The 16,757-nt window shown below is 55.7% G+C and carries 14 protein-coding genes; 10 read left to right on the top strand and 4 right to left on the bottom strand.

Translation table 11 applies throughout. From position 1 onward, the window contains the following. Positions 1-46: 46 nt before the first annotated feature. From LMS44_RS20665 to LMS44_RS20655, 3 genes are read right to left on the bottom strand one after another with little or no spacing between them, the layout of a single operon-like run. On the bottom strand, positions 47-982 hold the full coding sequence (locus tag LMS44_RS20665) for a 5-oxoprolinase subunit C family protein (RefSeq protein WP_498946336.1): 936 nt from the start codon (positions 980-982) through the stop codon (positions 47-49). Next, on the bottom strand, positions 979-1,683 hold the full coding sequence (pxpB, locus tag LMS44_RS20660; RefSeq protein WP_498947309.1) for a 5-oxoprolinase subunit B family protein: 705 nt from the start codon (positions 1,681-1,683) through the stop codon (positions 979-981). Before pxpB ends, LMS44_RS20665 begins: the two co-directional genes overlap by 4 nt. 8 nt (positions 1,684-1,691) lie before the next feature. Further along, positions 1,692-2,444, bottom strand: coding sequence for a 5-oxoprolinase subunit PxpA (locus LMS44_RS20655; protein WP_498946334.1), 753 nt, complete (start codon positions 2,442-2,444; stop codon positions 1,692-1,694). Between the two features lie 392 nt (positions 2,445-2,836). Between LMS44_RS20655 and LMS44_RS20650 the strand changes: the two genes are divergently transcribed. From LMS44_RS20650 to LMS44_RS20635, 4 genes are all read left to right on the top strand, one after another. Further along, a complete protein-coding gene (locus LMS44_RS20650; RefSeq protein WP_278369289.1) occupies positions 2,837-3,820 on the top strand; it encodes a LysR family transcriptional regulator in 984 nt (327 codons plus the stop codon). 36 nt (positions 3,821-3,856) lie between these two features. Continuing rightward, the gene (locus LMS44_RS20645) at positions 3,857-4,840 is read left to right on the top strand and encodes a TRAP transporter substrate-binding protein (RefSeq protein WP_278369308.1); all 984 of its coding nucleotides are present in this window, start codon (positions 3,857-3,859) and stop codon (positions 4,838-4,840) included. A gap of 167 nt (positions 4,841-5,007) precedes the next feature. Beyond that, positions 5,008-5,571, top strand: coding sequence for a TRAP transporter small permease (locus LMS44_RS20640; RefSeq protein ID WP_159177535.1), 564 nt, complete (start codon positions 5,008-5,010; stop codon positions 5,569-5,571). 110 nt (positions 5,572-5,681) lie between these two features. Next, on the top strand, positions 5,682-6,986 hold the full coding sequence (locus LMS44_RS20635) for a TRAP transporter large permease (RefSeq protein ID WP_009286009.1): 1,305 nt from the start codon (positions 5,682-5,684) through the stop codon (positions 6,984-6,986). 234 nt (positions 6,987-7,220) lie between these two features. On the opposite strand, the gene LMS44_RS20630 is transcribed toward LMS44_RS20635, so the two are convergent. Continuing rightward, positions 7,221-8,303 carry an HDOD domain-containing protein gene (locus LMS44_RS20630; protein ID WP_278369292.1) on the bottom strand — a complete coding sequence of 361 codons (1,083 nt, stop codon included), beginning with the start codon at positions 8,301-8,303 and terminating at the stop codon, positions 7,221-7,223. Between the two features lie 195 nt (positions 8,304-8,498). On the opposite strand from LMS44_RS20630, the gene LMS44_RS20625 reads away from it, so the two are divergent. The 6 genes from LMS44_RS20625 to LMS44_RS20600 all read left to right on the top strand — a co-directional run bounded on the left by LMS44_RS20625 (position 8,499) and on the right by LMS44_RS20600 (position 16,721). Further along, on the top strand, positions 8,499-11,174 hold the full coding sequence (locus LMS44_RS20625; protein ID WP_159177532.1) for a bifunctional diguanylate cyclase/phosphodiesterase: 2,676 nt from the start codon (positions 8,499-8,501) through the stop codon (positions 11,172-11,174). Positions 11,175-11,276: 102 nt separating this feature from the next. Then, positions 11,277-12,002, top strand: coding sequence for an HAD family hydrolase (locus tag LMS44_RS20620; protein WP_022521550.1), 726 nt, complete (start codon positions 11,277-11,279; stop codon positions 12,000-12,002). Further along, positions 11,995-12,705: a UTRA domain-containing protein gene (locus LMS44_RS20615; RefSeq protein WP_141440532.1), complete on the top strand. Its 711-nt coding sequence runs from the start codon at positions 11,995-11,997 to the stop codon at positions 12,703-12,705. Before LMS44_RS20620 ends, LMS44_RS20615 begins: the two co-directional genes overlap by 8 nt. Before the next feature lie 119 nt (positions 12,706-12,824). Then, on the top strand, positions 12,825-13,859 hold the full coding sequence (locus LMS44_RS20610) for a putative 2-aminoethylphosphonate ABC transporter substrate-binding protein (RefSeq protein ID WP_141440533.1): 1,035 nt from the start codon (positions 12,825-12,827) through the stop codon (positions 13,857-13,859). A 46-nt stretch (positions 13,860-13,905) separates the two neighbouring features. Next, positions 13,906-15,030 (top strand): P-loop NTPase family protein, encoded by a 1,125-nt coding sequence (locus LMS44_RS20605; RefSeq protein ID WP_498946330.1) that lies wholly within the window; start codon positions 13,906-13,908, stop codon positions 15,028-15,030. Beyond that, positions 15,027-16,721 (top strand): putative 2-aminoethylphosphonate ABC transporter permease subunit, encoded by a 1,695-nt coding sequence (locus LMS44_RS20600; RefSeq protein ID WP_027957160.1) that lies wholly within the window; start codon positions 15,027-15,029, stop codon positions 16,719-16,721. Before LMS44_RS20605 ends, LMS44_RS20600 begins: the two co-directional genes overlap by 4 nt. Positions 16,722-16,757 lie beyond the last annotated feature (36 nt).

Raw genomic sequence — 16,757 nt, 5'->3', positions numbered from 1 at the left:
GAGACAAGAGATACTGATAAAGCCCCTGGTTCGGGGCTTTTTTAATTTAGCGCCAAACCGTTCGCTGATGTCGGTAATTATCTTGCGCTTGGCTGGCGCTGACAGGGGTTAACCAAACCTGGGTGCCGGGCAAACACTGGGAAAGCGTAGCGCAGGCGATGGGGGTGAGAGCGCCTAGGCGTGGGTAGCCGCCAATGGTTTGGCGGTCGTTCATCAGCACGATTGGCTGGCCGTCCGGCGGCACTTGAACTGCTCCCAGCGGAATGCCTTCGGAAATAATGCCCTTTAGTGAGCCGTGTAGGGCTGGGCCGGTGAGGCGTACGCCCATCCGGTCGGCGCGATTATCCACTGTCCAGGGTTGGTTGAACGCCTGGAAAAGTGCATGGCCACTGAAGGAGGCGATTTGCGAGCCGAGCACGATGGGTAAGCGGCAGCCAGACGCAGGCATGCGCGGGCCCTGGCTTTCAGGAATGCGCCGCACTGCCGGAGCGGTGCCTTTCCAGGTTAACCGGTCGCCCACTTTTAGCGGTTTGCCATCTTCCTGTAAGCCCCCCAATTGCTCGCGGGCAGTGCAGGCGCGGCTGCCCAGCACCTCAGGCGCATTTAGCCCACCGGGAAAAGCGAGATAGGCGCGCAGGCCGTGGCGCGGCTGGCGAAACACCAGGCGCTGGCCCGGCAGTAGCTTGAAGCTGGTATTGGGTGCTAGCGGTTTGCCATCCAACTGGGCGTCTAGATCGGCGCCGGTCAACGCCAGACGCACTTCGCGTTCGGTTTCAAAGCTCAAGCCGCCGCCCATGACGATTTCCAGCGCAGCGCTGTTTAAAGCGTTGCCCAGCAGCCAGTTAGCCCAGCGAAAAGAGATCCAGTCGGCAGCGCCGCCCTGAGTAACGCCTAAGTGGCCGACGCCAAATCGTCCGGCATCTTGAATCAGCGTTAGTGGTCCCGCTTGCTTAACCACCAGCCCCTTGTGTGCTTCATTCATGGGCGCTCCTCCATGGGCGTGGTATCGCCACCATCTGCTTCAAACTCTTCCCGGGAGATCGCTCTAAAGCGCACCTTGTCGCCGGGGCGAAACAGTGGATCGCCACGTTTGGCATGCTCGAATAGCGGCACGTTGGTGCGCCCTAGAATATTCCAGCCGCCCGGCGAGAGCAGTGGGTAGATCGCGGTTTGACGATCGGCAATCCCCACGCTACCTGCTGCGACTTTACGGCGCGGCGTTTTCAAGCGCGGCGTAGCGAGAGATTCGTCTACCAAACCCATAAAACCGTAGCCGGGGGCAAACCCCAGCGCGAACACGCAGTAGTCGTGGTTGCAGTGCTGCGCTATCAAGTCATCAATGCTTAAGCCTGCGCGTTTGGCGACCATGGGTAACTCGGGGCCCACGCTTTCGTCGTACCACACCGGGATATCGTGCAGCTCACCGGCTTGAGTATCCACAGGGGTAAGACCAGAAAGCGCCTTGTGAATAAGTTGAATCGCCTCGCTATGGGTTAACTGCTGGCAGTCGTAATGCAGCAACAGCGTGGTGTAAGAGGGCACCAGGTCAATTAACATGCTTCCAAAGGCATTACGCAGCGCCTGATCGGCGGCGATTATCCAGGCCATATTGGTTTCGTCGATGGTGTCGAATAATCGCACCATCAGGGCATCCATGGCGGCGGTTTCAATGCGCATTTCAATATTGGGTTTCACACCGGCTCCAGCGCCTGAAAGGCCTCGCGAATAGCGCGTACGGCGGCCACTGACTCGGGGTTATCGCCGTGAACGCAGAGCGTATCGCAGGCTAGGTGCAGCGGTGTTCCATCAAGCGCGGTGAGCGGCTCGCCTTTGGCCAGCATTACCGCTTGATTGACGATAGTGTTTTGGTCGTGGTGCACAGCGTTAGGCAGGCGACGTGAGGCCAAGTGGCCGTTGCCATCATAAGCGCGGTCGGCAAAGGTCTCGAACCAGAGGGTAATGCCTATTTGGGCGGCCAGCTCGCGATGTGGTTCGGGGTCCGCGGTGGACATAATCATTAACGGCAGGCTGGCATCATAAGCACGTACTGCGCGCATGACGCCTTCGAGCAGCGCCGAGTTGGCGGCCATATCGTTGTACAGCGCACCATGAGGTTTGATGTAGCTCAGTTGGGTGCCTTCCGCTTGGCAGATGCCCGCCAAAGCCCCCACTTGGTAGAGCACCATATCTTCCGCTTCTTCCGGCGAGCAGGCCATTGAGCGGCGGCCAAAGCCCATCAAATCCGGATAACCCGGGTGCGCGCCAACGCGGACGCCATTTTGAACCGCTAGTTTGACGGTGCGGCGCATGACATGGGGGTCGGAGGCATGGAAGCCGCAGGCGATGTTGGCGCAGTCGACGAAAGGCATCGCATCGGCATCCAGGCCGAGGTGCCAGTTGCCGAAACTTTCGCCCATATCGCAATTAAGCAGGGGGATGGCCATAGCGACTCCTATGTCGATGCAGTGGGTGCGCTTGATTGGTTAGCGCTGAATTGTAGTCCACCACCAATATATGAACATGGCTTGCCCAGTGCCAATCGTTTTTGACGATACTAACTATCGGACGCTTCTATCATATTGTTATTTATTGGAAAAAGGGTTGACGCTTGGGCACGATACGCTTATCACATTAGGAGCGGGGCGTGATAATAACGTTGGTGAGATAGCGCTGCTGGGAGTGGCCTTAAAGTTGCATAGTGGTCTTGAAGTTGCGTAGTGGTGGTCAAGTTGCGTAGCTATCAGGTCGTCATGAGCCGTAGCACTCCGCCGGTCTCTTTGCGTATCAGCACAGCAGTGTTTTTACTCCAGTAAGTCATATTTGTAGGCGAGTCACTATGCTCGATTTTAAAGAACTTGAGGCGTTCGTATGGGCAGTGAGGCTCGGCTCCTTCCGTAAGGCGGCGACCCGCCTGCACCTTACTCAGCCCTCTGTTTCTGAGCGTATTTCACGCTTGGAAACCACGGTAGGAGAGTTGCTGCTGGAGCGTGCCGCCAGGCCTATTCAGCCTACTATGCGGGGCCGCGAGTTCTTTGTGCACGCTGAGCGGATGCTGCACCAGCGTGATGAAGCGATGAAGCTTTTCGATGACGAAGAGGCGTTTTCTGCACCATTGCGGCTCGGCACGATTGAAACCATCGCCCATAGCTGGTTTCCCGAATTTATGCGCCGTTTAACCGAGCGGTATCCGCGTTTGACCATTGAACTGACGGTCGATTACTCGCCGGTGCTCAATGAGCGGCTACTGGGCAACGAACTGGATATTGTATTGGCGATGAATGGCTATTCACCGCAAAAGCAGATCGAGTACGAGTCCTTGAGCCCTTATGAAATGGGCATGTTTGTCTCTCCGCGGCACGTCAAGCAACTGGGCGAAAGTGCCGACACTTGGGGCAAGCAGTTGCCGTTTATTTCATTTGGTAAGCAGGCTCGTCCCTATGCAGAGTTAGTGAGTTATTTGGCAGAGCAGGGAATCGCTAATCCTCGTATCCATAGCGTCAGCACACTAATGACCATTGTACGCATGACCACCGAAGGGTTGGGGATTGGCGCGCTGCCTGTCGCCACTGTGCTGGATGAGTGGCAGCGAGGGGAGCTCTACCGTTTCTCGCTACCGGTGCCGTTACCGGCCATGCACTATGATGTGATATGGCGCAACGCTAACCACCCGCGCTTTTGTCGTGGCGTTGCCCGATTGGCTCAGCAGTGTGCCTGCAGCTATGCCCAGGCGCGCCGTGCCGATATGACAACAACACTTTTCTCCGGGCGCTGGGTTACTGCTAGTGCCTCCTCTGGTACCACCGAAGCAACACACTATTAGCACCACACTATTAATAGAAATAAGAGGGTTCTTATGATGCGCAAGACAATAACGACTTCATTGCTCCTGGCGACCGCCTGCGGTTTAACGGTGACGGCTCATGCCGCGGAATGGACCATGGCCACGCCTTACGGTGATGCCAGCTTTCATACCCAAAACAACAAGCAGTTCGCTGAGGACGTGGCCGAAGCTACCGATGGCGAGTTAACCATTACCGTACATAGCGGCGGCTCGTTGGTATCGCATGGTGAAATCAAGCCGTCGGTTCGCCGTGGCACCATTGATGCGGGTGAAGTATTCCTCTCCGTTCTTTCCAACGATGATCCCATTTTCGAAGTAGATACACTGCCTGGTGTGGCCGGCAGCTATGACGACGCCTACGCGCTGTGGGAAGCCACCAAGCCGATGATCACCGAGCTGTTTGCCTATGAAGGGTTGGTTCCGCTCTACGCCGTCGCTTGGCCTGCGCAAGGTATCTATACCTCTGAACCTCTTACTGACCCTGAGCAGTTTGAAGGCTTGCGCGTTCGTGCACCTAACATCAATACCCAGCGCTTTGTCGATAATCTGGGCGGTAGCCCCACCGAAACCGAAGAGTCTGATATACCCACTGCGTTTAGCACTGGCCGTGTGGATGCCATGATCACCTCAAGCTCTACCGGTAACTCCATGGCGGCGTGGGATTACGTGACTGATTACACCGACGCTAACCTATGGCTGCCAAAAAATATCGTCTTCATTAGCCAACGTAGTTTTGATGGCCTGGATGAAGCGACTCAGGACGCTCTGATGGAAGCCGCCGCTGAGGCTGAAAAACGTGGTTGGGAGATGAGCCGCGAAGATAATCAGGCGAGCTTAGAAGCTCTGCAAGAGAACGGTATCTCTGTTTCAGAGCCTAACGAAGCCGTTTCAGAGGCACTCCAGGCAGCCGGTGACAAACTGTTTGAAGATTGGCAGTCCCGTGCTGACGACGAAGCCAAACAGGCGCTGGAATCCTATCGCGAGCAGCGCGACAGCTAAGCGCTATTTAGCCTAAACACGGTTTAAGCTAAGTACTTTTTAACTAGGCTCTATCGTGATGGTTTCCGCAGGGGCGGTGATTTTGGCGCTGCCCCTGCTTTTGCTACGCGCTTTTCCTAAGTACGTTTTATAAGTACGTTTCCCGCGTGCTTCGTGAGGCTGCGAACATGACGTTTAAATTCGACAAGCTCTATCGCCTGGGTGCTTGGGGTGCGGCGGCCTGCATGGTTGCCATTTGCACGCTGATAGCGCTTCAGGTGACCTTCCGCCTGGTAGATGCCCTGCTGGTGCTCGTGGGACTGAGCCGCCTAGGCATGAGTATTACCGGCGTTTCGGAAATCGCTTCTTATCTATTGGTGGGGGCGACCTTTCTGGGGTTGGCCTACACCTTTGTGCATCACGCCCATATTCGCGTGACGCTGTTGATTACCCGGCTACCACCGGCAATTCGTGTGTGGTTTGAAGTGTTTTGCCTCATCATCGCCCTGGCGATCAGCTTAATGCTCAGTTACGGCCTCATTGGGTTGGCGAGGGAGAGCCTGCAGTACAACGATGTCTCTTCAGGCTTTGTGTCGATCCCGCTTTGGATACCCCAGCTTGTGCTCGCGACCAGCGTAGGACTGCTCTGTTTGGCGCTGGCTGAAGCCCTGTTTATGGCGCTACGGATTGCCATTCGCGATCCTGCGAGTTTTCGTGAAGCGACTGCCCCAGATGAAAGCGAGGGCCACTAAATGGTGACGATAGCTATGTCTTGGTTGAGTACGTCGTCTGTGTTGAGTACGCAGCGGTTAACGGGACCACTGTTAACACTGCTTCTGCCGTTTAAATTGGAGAGATCCTTGTGCTGCTACTAAGTCTCGCCACCATTTTCACCCTCGTGGTTCTGCTAGGGAGCGGGGTGTGGATTGCCTTTGCGCTAATCGGCACTGCCTGGATAGCGCTAGAGTTCTTCAGCTCTTTCTCGCCAGGCGCTATTTTAGCCTCCGATTTTTGGGGCGCCAGCTACGGTTGGGATCTCACCGCGCTGCCTATGTTTATCTGGATGGGGGAAATTCTGTTTCGCTCTGGGCTTGCGGACAATATGTTTCGTGGCCTGTCGCCCTGGCTGAACCGACTGCCGGGACGTTTATTGCATACCAATATTATTGGCAGCGGCATGTTTGCAGCGGTGTGCGGCTCTTCGGCGGCCACCTGTGCCACGGTGGGCAAAATGACCCTGCCAGAGCTCGAGCGGCGGGGTTACGACAGCAATATGGCGATTGGCACCTTGGCCAGCGCCTCCACTTTGGGACTTTTGATTCCACCCTCCATTGTGCTCATCGTTTACGGTGTGGTCACCGAACAGTCGATCTCCAGGCTGTTTATGGCCGGTATTGGCCCGGGACTGATGATCCTGGCCATGTTTATGAGCTACCTCATTTTGTGGGCGTTGCTCAAGGGCAACCGTGAAGGGCTTACCGGCGAAGATGAATCCGGTATGAGCTTTGCTGAAAAGCTGCGCAATACCTGGTCGCTGGTACCTATTCTGCTGTTGATCGGCGGGATTATCTTTTCGATCTATGGCGGGTTAGCGTCGCCTACTGAGGCCGCGGCAGTCGGTGTGGTATTGTCAATCGTGATTGCGCGCTTTAACGGTCACTTTGATCGCGACATTTTTAAAAGCTCGCTGTTTGCCGCCGTGCGTACCGCCTGCATGATCGCTTTTATTATTGCCGGTGCGTCGTTTTTAACCTCGGCCATGGGCTTTACCCAGGTGCCCATGAAGCTGGCGCAGGCGATTGGTGAGATGGGGCTTTCACCTACCATGCTGCTGATTGCGCTTACCTTGCTGCTGCTGGTGATGGGCTGTTTTCTCGACGGTATCTCGCTGATCCTGCTAGTCACCGCGATTATCATGCCGCTGGTGAGCGCCGCTGGGTTCGACCTGATCTGGTTCGGTATTTATCTGGTCGTGGTGGTCGAGATGTCCCAGATTACCCCACCGGTGGGCTTCAACCTGTTCGTGATTCAGGGGCTAACCGGTAAAGATATTCTGACCATTACCAAAGCCACGTTGCCGTTCTTTCTTCTCATGCTGTTGGCGATTGCCTTAATGCACATCTTTCCGGGTATCGCTCTCTATCTACCTGAGGCAATGACTCGGTGAGGTGCTTATAAAAGAAAGACGGTTAAGCATGAACTAGGGAGCCTCTGATTAACGTAATGAGCGCAGGCCAGACAAGGCAAAAATCAACGAAAAAGCGGAGTTTACGTGGGGGTAAATGAGCATTTTGAGGCGATTTTTAACGCCGTATGGGCAAGCGCAATAGTTAATCAGAGGTCTCCTAGAAAAAACGCTCTGGCCGGAACGCCTGATGGCATGCATGTTCTGGCCAGAGGTTTAAGATTTAGCGCGGGATTGGGGGTTAAGTTTTTTGAAAGCAATGTTTTTGTTGAATCCATCCGGGTCGCTGTACCCTTTACGCAACATCGTTAATGCTTTGTGTTGGGCTTCTCTACGGCTATTGAGTATAAGCGTATGACTTAGCAAGAGCTGCTGAGCATTTTCAAGCAGCTCTTTGGGATCAATAGCCGCGGGGGTGTCAATCATCAGCGTTTTAGCGATCAACTCCATTTTGGGCTGAACTTCTTGTAGAACGCTTTTAAATGAGAGAGAGGGCACATCCGCTTTCGTGCTTATATCGGCTATCAGGGCGGCCAGCTGTTCTTCAGGAGCTTTTGATAGGCAGGCATCCGCCGTGGGGCCGGATAGACGAACACACATATCCATTAAGCTATCGCTTTGATAGCAGGCGTGACTAAAACGCATGGTGTTGACCATCGCCGATGGGAGCCCCCATTTGGCTGCCAGCCATGCCCCAATAACGGTGTGGTCACCACCAAAGTAACGCTGCTCCTCCTCAATAAGCTGGGTATGGGAGATAGCACTATCACTATAGAGTTCGTCTGCTTGCTCGGGGTAAGTCGCACTCAGTGCCAATATGCCAATATCCTGTAGCAGCGCTGCTGTAAACGCATTACCTGCCTGTTGAGGGCACGCTTGTTCAGCAAGTTGGCGCGCTATCAGCGCAGACATGATAGACCGTCGCCAAATATGAGTATGCTGCGGCCCTTTACTGGGGTGCTGAAAAAGGTTAAAGCTCAACACGACCGTTAACGTTGCATCTAGTCCTAGCCGCTGGATAGCCTCCAGGCATGTTTGTGTCGGATTGGCGGAGCGGGTGTGGTGGACGCTATTGGCGAGAGATATTAACCGAGTGGTCAACGCTGGATCGTGTTCAATGGTGTCGGCAACATCGTTGATAGTCGCTTTTGACGATTGCGTTAATCTGAGGATGCGTAATGCGATTGAGGGAAGCGAAGGTAAGCGTTGGCACTTGAGGAAATCGCTGATCAGAAAACCAGGCAGTGCTTCAGTTAGCATTCCATACAGTGCTTCATCCTTGGTCGATGTATTAGTCACGTTATCTCCTGCGCACTTTGTAGCGTAGCCGCCAGCCATTATGAGGCGATATCTAATTTTACCATATATCCAGCTACTGTTGACGTTGTTATAGTTGGAAAAGAGCGGTTTGTGCTTTGTAGGCCGCTATATATACTTTATGAGGTTAGTGGCAGGCGTCCAAGCCGCTTCAGAATTAAAAAAGTGAGTGCAACAATGCACACAAAGAACGACGCGGCCGATATATTCCGCCAATTGGCAGAAGGCGTAGGGCACAGTGGGAGCCCGCGTTTTTATGCAACGTTGGTTGAACGTTTAGCGACGATACTAGGCGTTGATCATGTGTTAGTCGCCGATGTAACTCAATTGCATCGGGCTGAGACGTTGGCCGTTTGGTCAAATGGCAACTTGCTGAGCAATGTTACTTACACGCTGACCGGTACCCCTTGCGAGACTGTGTTAGGACGCGAAACCTGCCTTTATGACCATGATGTTCAGTCACGCTTTCCTGACGATAAACTGCTTTGTGAACTGGGTGCCGAGAGTTATTTGGGGCGGGCGCTCTATGCGGCGGATGGTTCGCTAGTTGGTTTGTTAGCGGTACTCAAAAACGCCCCCATGCAGTTGGACGATCTAGCCAATGAGATATTGCAAATCGCCGCCGCCCAGGCGGGTGCAGAGCTGTGCCGACAAAAAGCAGAGCAGGCATTAAGAAAGAGCGAAGAGGTCGCGCGGGAAAGTGAACGCCGTTTGGATACGCTGCTCAACCATCTGCCGGGCATGGCCTATCGCTGCCTGAATGACCGCAATTGGACTATGCAACTGGTGAGCCAAGGGGCCGAAACGCTGACCGGGTACCGGCCTGACGAATTACAGGGTAATCGGCTGATCAGTTTTGCTGCCCTGATTCATCCTGATGACCAGGACAGGGTCTTCCATGAGGTACAGTCGGCCATTGCCAACAGATGCCCTTACCGTGTGATCTACCAGCTGCGCCATCGCGACGGTGGTTATCGGTGGATGTGGGAGCAAGGCCAAGCCGTCATAGATGAGGCGGGCGAAATCGTATGCTTGGAAGGGTTTATCTCGGATGTGACCGACCAGCAAGAGTCGCAGCGGGTGCAAAACGCTGTGGTTCAAGTGGCTTCTACGGTCACGACCCAAGTCGGGGATGGTTATTTTCAGCAGTTGATTGTGACCTTGGTCAAGGTGCTGGAAGCCGATGCAGGCTTTATTGCGTTGCTGCATACTTCACCCCAGGGCGATGAAAATGTCTATGGGCAGGCAACGACTGTCAGCATGGTGGTTGATGGGGCTCAGCGAGAACAGCACACCTTTGCGCTGCGAGGCTCGCCCAGCGAGCAGGTAGTGTTGGAGCGTGAAGCAGTCATGCATGATGGTTCGCCGCTGTTATTACCAGGCACACTGCTACCCACAAGAGCATGGATTGGGCGGCGTTTGGATAATGCCAACGGCGAGGCCATTGGCGTGATGATGGTATTTTATCGACAGCCGCTGACCACCAATGCGTTCGCCACCTCTGTGCTGCAAATTCTTTCGACCGGTGCTGCAGCAGAGCTTGAGCGTCGGCGCGACCATCGGCACATGCACCAGTTAGCCTATACCGACAGTACCACCGGTTTACCTAACCGCGTCCGTTTTATGGAGTTGCTAGCGCAAATGTGGCAAGAAGCCCAGCAAGGCGAGCATGGGCTTTCACTGCTGTTATTGGATATCCGCCGTTTTAAAGAGGTCAACGACCTGCACGGTCACCAAGTGGGCGATCAACTGCTGGTGACAGTGGCTGATCGTTTAGCGAAGATCAGCCACTCATACGGCTCGTTGGCGCGTTTGTCAGGGGATGAATTTGCCCTGCTGGTGGCCGATACCACCCCTCGTGACATTGGCAGCCTTGTGGAGCAGCTACGCTTAGTGGTTAAGCCGCCGCTTCATCTGGAGCGGCGTGTTTTTCACCTCGATGTCAGCATCGGTTTTGCTCATTATCCGCAGCATGTGAGCGAGGCGGGCGAACTATTTAACGCTGCCAGCATTGCTCTCCACCACGCCAAGCGGCGCGAAAATAGTATCTGCCCCTACTCCCAAACGATGCGCCACGCGCTACATCGACGCCAACAGATGACCGAGCGACTCAGCGCGGCAATTACTGAACACAAGTTAGAACTCTACTTTCAGCCCCAGGTGAACCTTACCAGTGGTCAGTTGACCGGTGCAGAAGCCCTGTGCCGCTGGCACGATGCCGAGTGGGGTTGGGTGAGCCCCGGCGAGTTTATTCCCCTGGCCGAAGAGCGCGGTTTGATTCGTGCCTTGGGAGACTGGGTGCTGGAAGAGTCCGCAAGGCAGCTACTGGCATGGCGTGAACAGCCTGAGGGTGGGCTGCCAGGGAGGCTATCGATCAATATTTCCGCCCAACAGTTTGCCGATCCTGAGCTGACCCACCACATTGCGCAACTCACCGCCGGCGTTTCGTCGAGCGCTATCGCCCTGGAGCTCACTGAAAGTGATTTTATGCGCGACCCAGATCAGGCCGTTGAGATCACCCACGCCATGCGACAAGCGGGCTATGCTCTCTCTATCGATGATTTCGGCACCGGCTATTCTTCGCTTTCCTACCTACGGCGCTTCGCTGCCGACGCACTGAAAATTGATATTTCCTTTGTGCGTGAAATGCTCGAAAACAAAAATGACCGCACCATTGTTCAGGCCATCATCGCCATGGCAAAAGCGCTAGAGATGAAAACCGTGGCGGAAGGCGTTGAAACGCGCGACCAAGCGAATTTGCTTGCCGCAATGGGTTGCAATGAGGCACAAGGGTACTGGTTTGGCCGCCCGCTGCCTGCCGATGAGTTTGCGACGCAGTGGTTAACTACTTAGTCTTCTAGTTTGCTCATCGTCGTCTTCTATTAGCGTCATCGTCCTGTCATCACCTTTGGCATACCCTACGCGCCGCCAACCCGCGATGAAAGGAGTGCTCCCATGCGCCTGGCCCTGTTTGATCTTGACGACACCCTCCTGGACGGAGACTGCAGCGACCGCTGGAATTTATGGATGATAGAGCAAGGCTGGATCAGCGATGCCGAAGCGTTTATGGCGCGGGCGGAGAAAATGCACCAGGCCTATCACGCGGGGAAGCTAAAGCTTGAAGAGTATTTGGCCATGACCCTAGCACCGCTGCGAGGGCGCAGAGTGAGAGATGTGCAAAAAGAGGTCGAGCGCTTTGTTGCCACGCACCTGCAACCGCGTATTTTTGAACAAGCTTGGGCCTGTCTGGAAGCGCACCGCCAGGCAGGCGATACCCTGGTACTGATTTCCGCCTCGTCACGGCATCTGGTCGAGCCGATAGCGACCACTCTGGGTATTGAACACGTGCTGGCGGTAGAGCTAAGCGTGGAGCACGGCATCAATGAAGACGCGCGCTATACCGGCGGCAGCGAGGGTATTTTTTCTTATCGTGGCGGTAAGGTGCTGCGCTTAAAACAGTGGTTGGCCGAGCAGCAGTTCACCCCTAGCCACACTACTTTCTACTCAGACTCCCGCAACGACCTCCCGCTGTTGCAGTACGTGGATTGCCCTGTAGCGGTCAATCCCGATCCAGTGCTCGCTGAGGTGGCTAGCGTTGAAGGTTGGCGGCGCTTAGACTGGCGGGCGCCCTCAAGCGCTTCGTCACCTAATGCTCTGCCAGGAAAATCGGCGCATGTCTGATGCCTACTATCTAAAGTTAACCGAACAGCTTCGTATTTTGATCGACCAAAATGCTGCCCTGTGGGAAGGCAAGCTTCCCGCAGAGCGGTCATTGGCCGAGCGTTTTGCCACCACTCGTGTGACCCTGCGCCAAGCGCTTTCACAGTTGGAAATGGAGGGCTTAATCCACCGCAGCAACCGGCGCGGCTGGTTTATTTCTCCTGCCCGTTTAGTTTACGACCCCACCCGTGACGCGGGCTTTAACGACTATGTACGTGCACAGGGGCGGCAGCCACGCACGGCAGTATTGAAGCTGGAAACCCGTGCCCATCTGCCTGCCGCGCGGGCACTGAATCTGCCGGATGACCAGCCGTTTCAGCATATTCGCCGCCGCCGCTACGTGGATGACCGCGCGGTGCTGGTGGAGTCGCTGTGGGTGGTGCCCGAGCGTGCCCCAGAGTTGCTAGATATCTATAGTGGGCAATCGCTTTGGGGGCTGTTGCGCGAGCGCTGGGGGCACTACCTGGCCAATCGCTCTATTCGCATGGTCTCAGAAGCGCTTTCGCCAATGGATGCCGAAGAGCTATTCGTTGCGCCCGGCACTGCCGGGTTAAATATTAACCGTGCCATTTTAGACGACCAGCAGCGCCCTATTGAGTTTGATGAAGAGCACTGGCTGCACGATTCGCTGTGTATCAGTGTGGAGCTATCCGGTCAGCGCTAGCGGAAACGACCTAGTCGTGGTCATCATCAGTTAAAAAAACGGTCAAACAAGCGTCATCGCAGTGTCATTTAAAGCCTGCAGACTTCTGGTCTATACCAATTAGCCAGGAGCCCACCATCATGATGTCACGCCGTTTATTCCCCTCCACCTTGCTTGCAGGTGCCGCAGCCGTTGCACTTGCTTCAAACGCCCAGGCCACTGAATTAACCGTGTATACCGCCGTTGAGTCAGATGACCTGCAAAAATACGCCGAACGCTTCAGCGCGGCGCACCCGGATATCGAGATTAACTGGGTGCGCGACTCCACCGGCGTGATTACCGCCCGCCTGCTGGCCGAGAAAGACAATCCCCAGGCTGACGTGATCTGGGGCCTGGCCGCTACCAGCCTGCTGGTGTTGGAAGAGGAGGACATGCTGGAGCGCTACGCTCCCGCTGGTGTTGAGAATCTCGACCCCAAATTTGTCGATGTGGCCTATCGTGATGGTGAAGACCCGGCTTGGGTGGGTATGGACGCCTGGGTCGCTGCTATTTGCTACAACACCATTGAGGGCGAGCGCCAGGGCGTGCCGATGCCGACCTCTTGGGAAGACCTTACCCAGCCTGAGTTTGAAGGCCATGTGATCATGCCTAACCCCAACTCGTCGGGTACCGGCTACCTGGATGTAGCCAGCTGGCTGCAGCTATGGGAAGAGGATCAGGGTTGGGATTATATGGATCGCCTACATAACAACATTGCCCGTTACACCCATTCGGGCTCCGCCCCTTGTAGCCTGGCGGCTACCGGTGAAACCGTAGTGGGTGTGTCATTTGCCTTCCGCGGTGCGCGCTTGAAATCCCAGGGTGCGCCTATTGAAGTTATCTTCCCTGAAGAAGGGCTGGGCTGGGATATGGAAGCCGCCGCTATTGTGGCCGGTACCGACAAGCAGGAAGCCGCGCAAACGCTGATGGATTGGGCAATCTCCCGTGAAGCCAACGAACTGTATAACGAAGGCTATGCGGTGGTGGCTTACCCAGGTGTGGCACAGCCGATTGAAAACTACCCTTCCGATATTACTGATCGAATGATCGACGCCGATTTCCAGTGGGCTGCCGTCAATCGTGAACGCGTGCTAGCCGAATGGCAGCGTCGCTACGATGGTAAAACCGAACAATAAGCCGCGATCAGTTGCCCCGGCCGGTTTGCCGGGGCTTGGAGAGGTTATGCACACGACAATGACATCGCTGCTGGCGGCCGACACACCAACGGTGATGACTCCCACTACTCCCCATTTAACCATTGAAGCAGTCACTAAGCGTTTTGGTAGTTTTACCGCGCTGGATGGTATTTCCCTAACCATAAACGAGGGCGAATTTGTCTGCTTTTTGGGCCCCTCCGGATGCGGCAAAACCACCCTGTTACGCACGATTGCAGGGCTGACCCAGCAAACGACGGGCACGCTTATTCAGCGTGACAAGGATATCTCCACGCTGCCCACCCAGGCGCGGGATTTCGGCATTGTGTTCCAGTCCTATGCGCTGTTTCCCAACCTCACGGTGTTCAACAACGTGGCCTATGGGTTGCGCAACCGGCGGGTAGAGCGGTCACGCATCCAAGCACGGGTGGGTGAGCTGCTCGCGCTGGTGAACTTGACGGGCAGCGAAAACAAGTACCCGGCGGCGCTTTCCGGCGGGCAGCAACAGCGCGTGGCGCTGGCGCGGGCATTGGCCACCGAGCCTGGCCTGCTGCTGCTGGACGAGCCGCTTTCGGCGTTGGACGCCCGGGTGCGGGGCCACCTGCGCAGCCAGATTAAAGCCCTGCAGGCGCGCCTCGGGGTGACCACCATCATGGTGACCCACGACCAGGAAGAAGCGCTGACCATGGCCGACCGCATCGTGGTGATGAACCACGGCGTGATCGAGCAAGTGGGTACCCCGGCGGAGATCTACCATCAGCCTGCCAGCGCCTTTGTGGCCTCGTTCATTGGCAGCATGAACTTCCTGGAAGTGACCGCTCAGGACGATAACCAAGCGCTGCTGGGTACCATGCCCTGCGCCTGCCTATCGCATACCTTAAAAGTGGGTCAAGCCGCCCAACTGGCTATTCGGCCCGAAGCAGTGGCACTTAGCCGTCAAGCGGGAGCGCTGAACGGTGAGGTGATCGGCATCGAGTTTTTAGGTCCCTTTCAGAGGGTCACTTTGCGCCTAACGGACGTTGACCAAACGCTAATTGCCGATGTGCCTAGCCGCGATAGTACCGACTTAAACCTTTACCAGGGGCAGGTTCTAGGCATTCACCTGCCCGCCGAAGCCGCCCGTCTTTATCCCGCCGGGAGCAGTCAGCAATGATCGCCGAGAGCTTTGTAAAATCGGCGACCAAGCCGTCGCTAGAGTCGCTGATCCGCTTGTTGGCGTTACTCGCTGGCGTTGCATTGCTGGTGGTGGGGCTGCTGTTCCCACTCGTGACCATGCTGATCAAGAGCCTGCAAGACCGCGCCGGCGACTTTATCGGCCTGGCTAACTTCGCGCACTATTTTCAAACCCCGGCGCTGGTCAATTCAATTGCCAACTCGTTGCGGGTGGCGTTGATGACCACCGGTGTGGTGGTCGGATTAGCGTTTCTATGCGCCTACGGGATTACCCGTACCTGCATGCCGGGCAAGCGGCTGTTTCGCATGTTGGCGATTCTGCCCATTTTGGCGCCATCGCTGCTGCCCGCGATTAGCCTGGTCTATCTGTTTGGCAATCAGGGATTTCTGCGCGATTTACTGGCCGGCCAATCGGTTTATGGACCCATCGGCATTGTCATGGGCATGAGTTTCTGGATATTTCCCCACGCGCTAATGCTGCTGACCACCGCGCTGACCAACAGCGACGCGCGGCTCTACGAAGCGGCTGAAGCGCTGGGAACCCCTAAGTGGCGTACATTTTTGACTATTACCTTGCCCGGCGTGCGCTACGGGCTGATTTCCTGCCTGTTTGTGGTGTTTACCCTGGCGATTACTGACTTCGGCGTGCCTAAAATTATCGGTGGTCAGTTCAGCGTATTGGCCACCGACGTCTACCGCCAAGTGGTAGGGCAGCAGAACTTTCAGATGGGCGCGGTAGTCAGCGTGATTCTGCTGCTGCCCGCGGTGCTCTCGTTTATCGTTGACCGCTGGATACAGCGGCGCCAAGTGGCGCAACTCTCGGCACGGGCCGTGCCGTGGCAGCCTAGCCCCAGCCCGCTGCGGGATTGGATATTTACACTGCTGTGCTACGCGGTGGCGGGGGCCATTGTGCTGGTGATCGGCACAGCGGTGTATGCGTCGCTGGTGCAGTTCTGGCCCTACAACTTATCGATAACCTTTGAGCATTATACCTTCCAAGGCATGGCCGATGGTGGTTGGGGGGCGTGGTTTAACTCGCTCAAGTTAGCGTTTAGCGTGGCCTTGGTGGGCACGTTAGTGATCTTCTTTAACGCCTGGCTAATCGAAAAGAGTGAAGGCTTTCGCCCGCTGCGCCAAGGGCTGCACTTTATGGCCATGCTGCCCATGGCGGTGCCTGGCATGGTGCTGGGGCTTGCCTATATCTTCTTTTTCAATCAGGCGGGCAACCCGTTTAACTGGCTGTACGGCACTTTGATGATTCTGGTGCTCAACACGTTGGTGCACTTTTATACGGTGTGTCACCTCACCTCGGTAACCGCGCTTAAACAGCTCGACCCTGAGTTTGAAGCCGTCGGGGCCTCACTGAAAGTACCGTTTTGGACAACCTTCTGCCGGGTAACGCTGCCGGTGTCGCTGCCCGCGGTACTGGATATATCGGTTTACCTGTTCGTCAATGCGATGACCACGGTATCGGCAGTTGTGTTCCTCTATAACAGTGACACGCGGCTGGCCTCGGTGGCGGTGCTGCACCTGGATGAAGCCGGTTACTTTGCCAGCGCTGCGGCCATGGCCGTGCTGATTTTCCTCACGTCTCTGGTGGTGAAGCTGCTCCACACCGCACTCACCCATGTTTTATTAAATAACGCCCAGCGCTGGCGCCATGCGTGCTAGCTGACACCTAGACAGCCGCTGTGCTTACTATTAAAG

The organism is Halomonas profundus (genome assembly GCF_020865425.1).
Taxonomy (GTDB): Bacteria; Pseudomonadota; Gammaproteobacteria; order Pseudomonadales; family Halomonadaceae; genus Vreelandella; species Vreelandella titanicae.
This window is presented reverse-complemented; position numbering and strand designations above follow the sequence as displayed.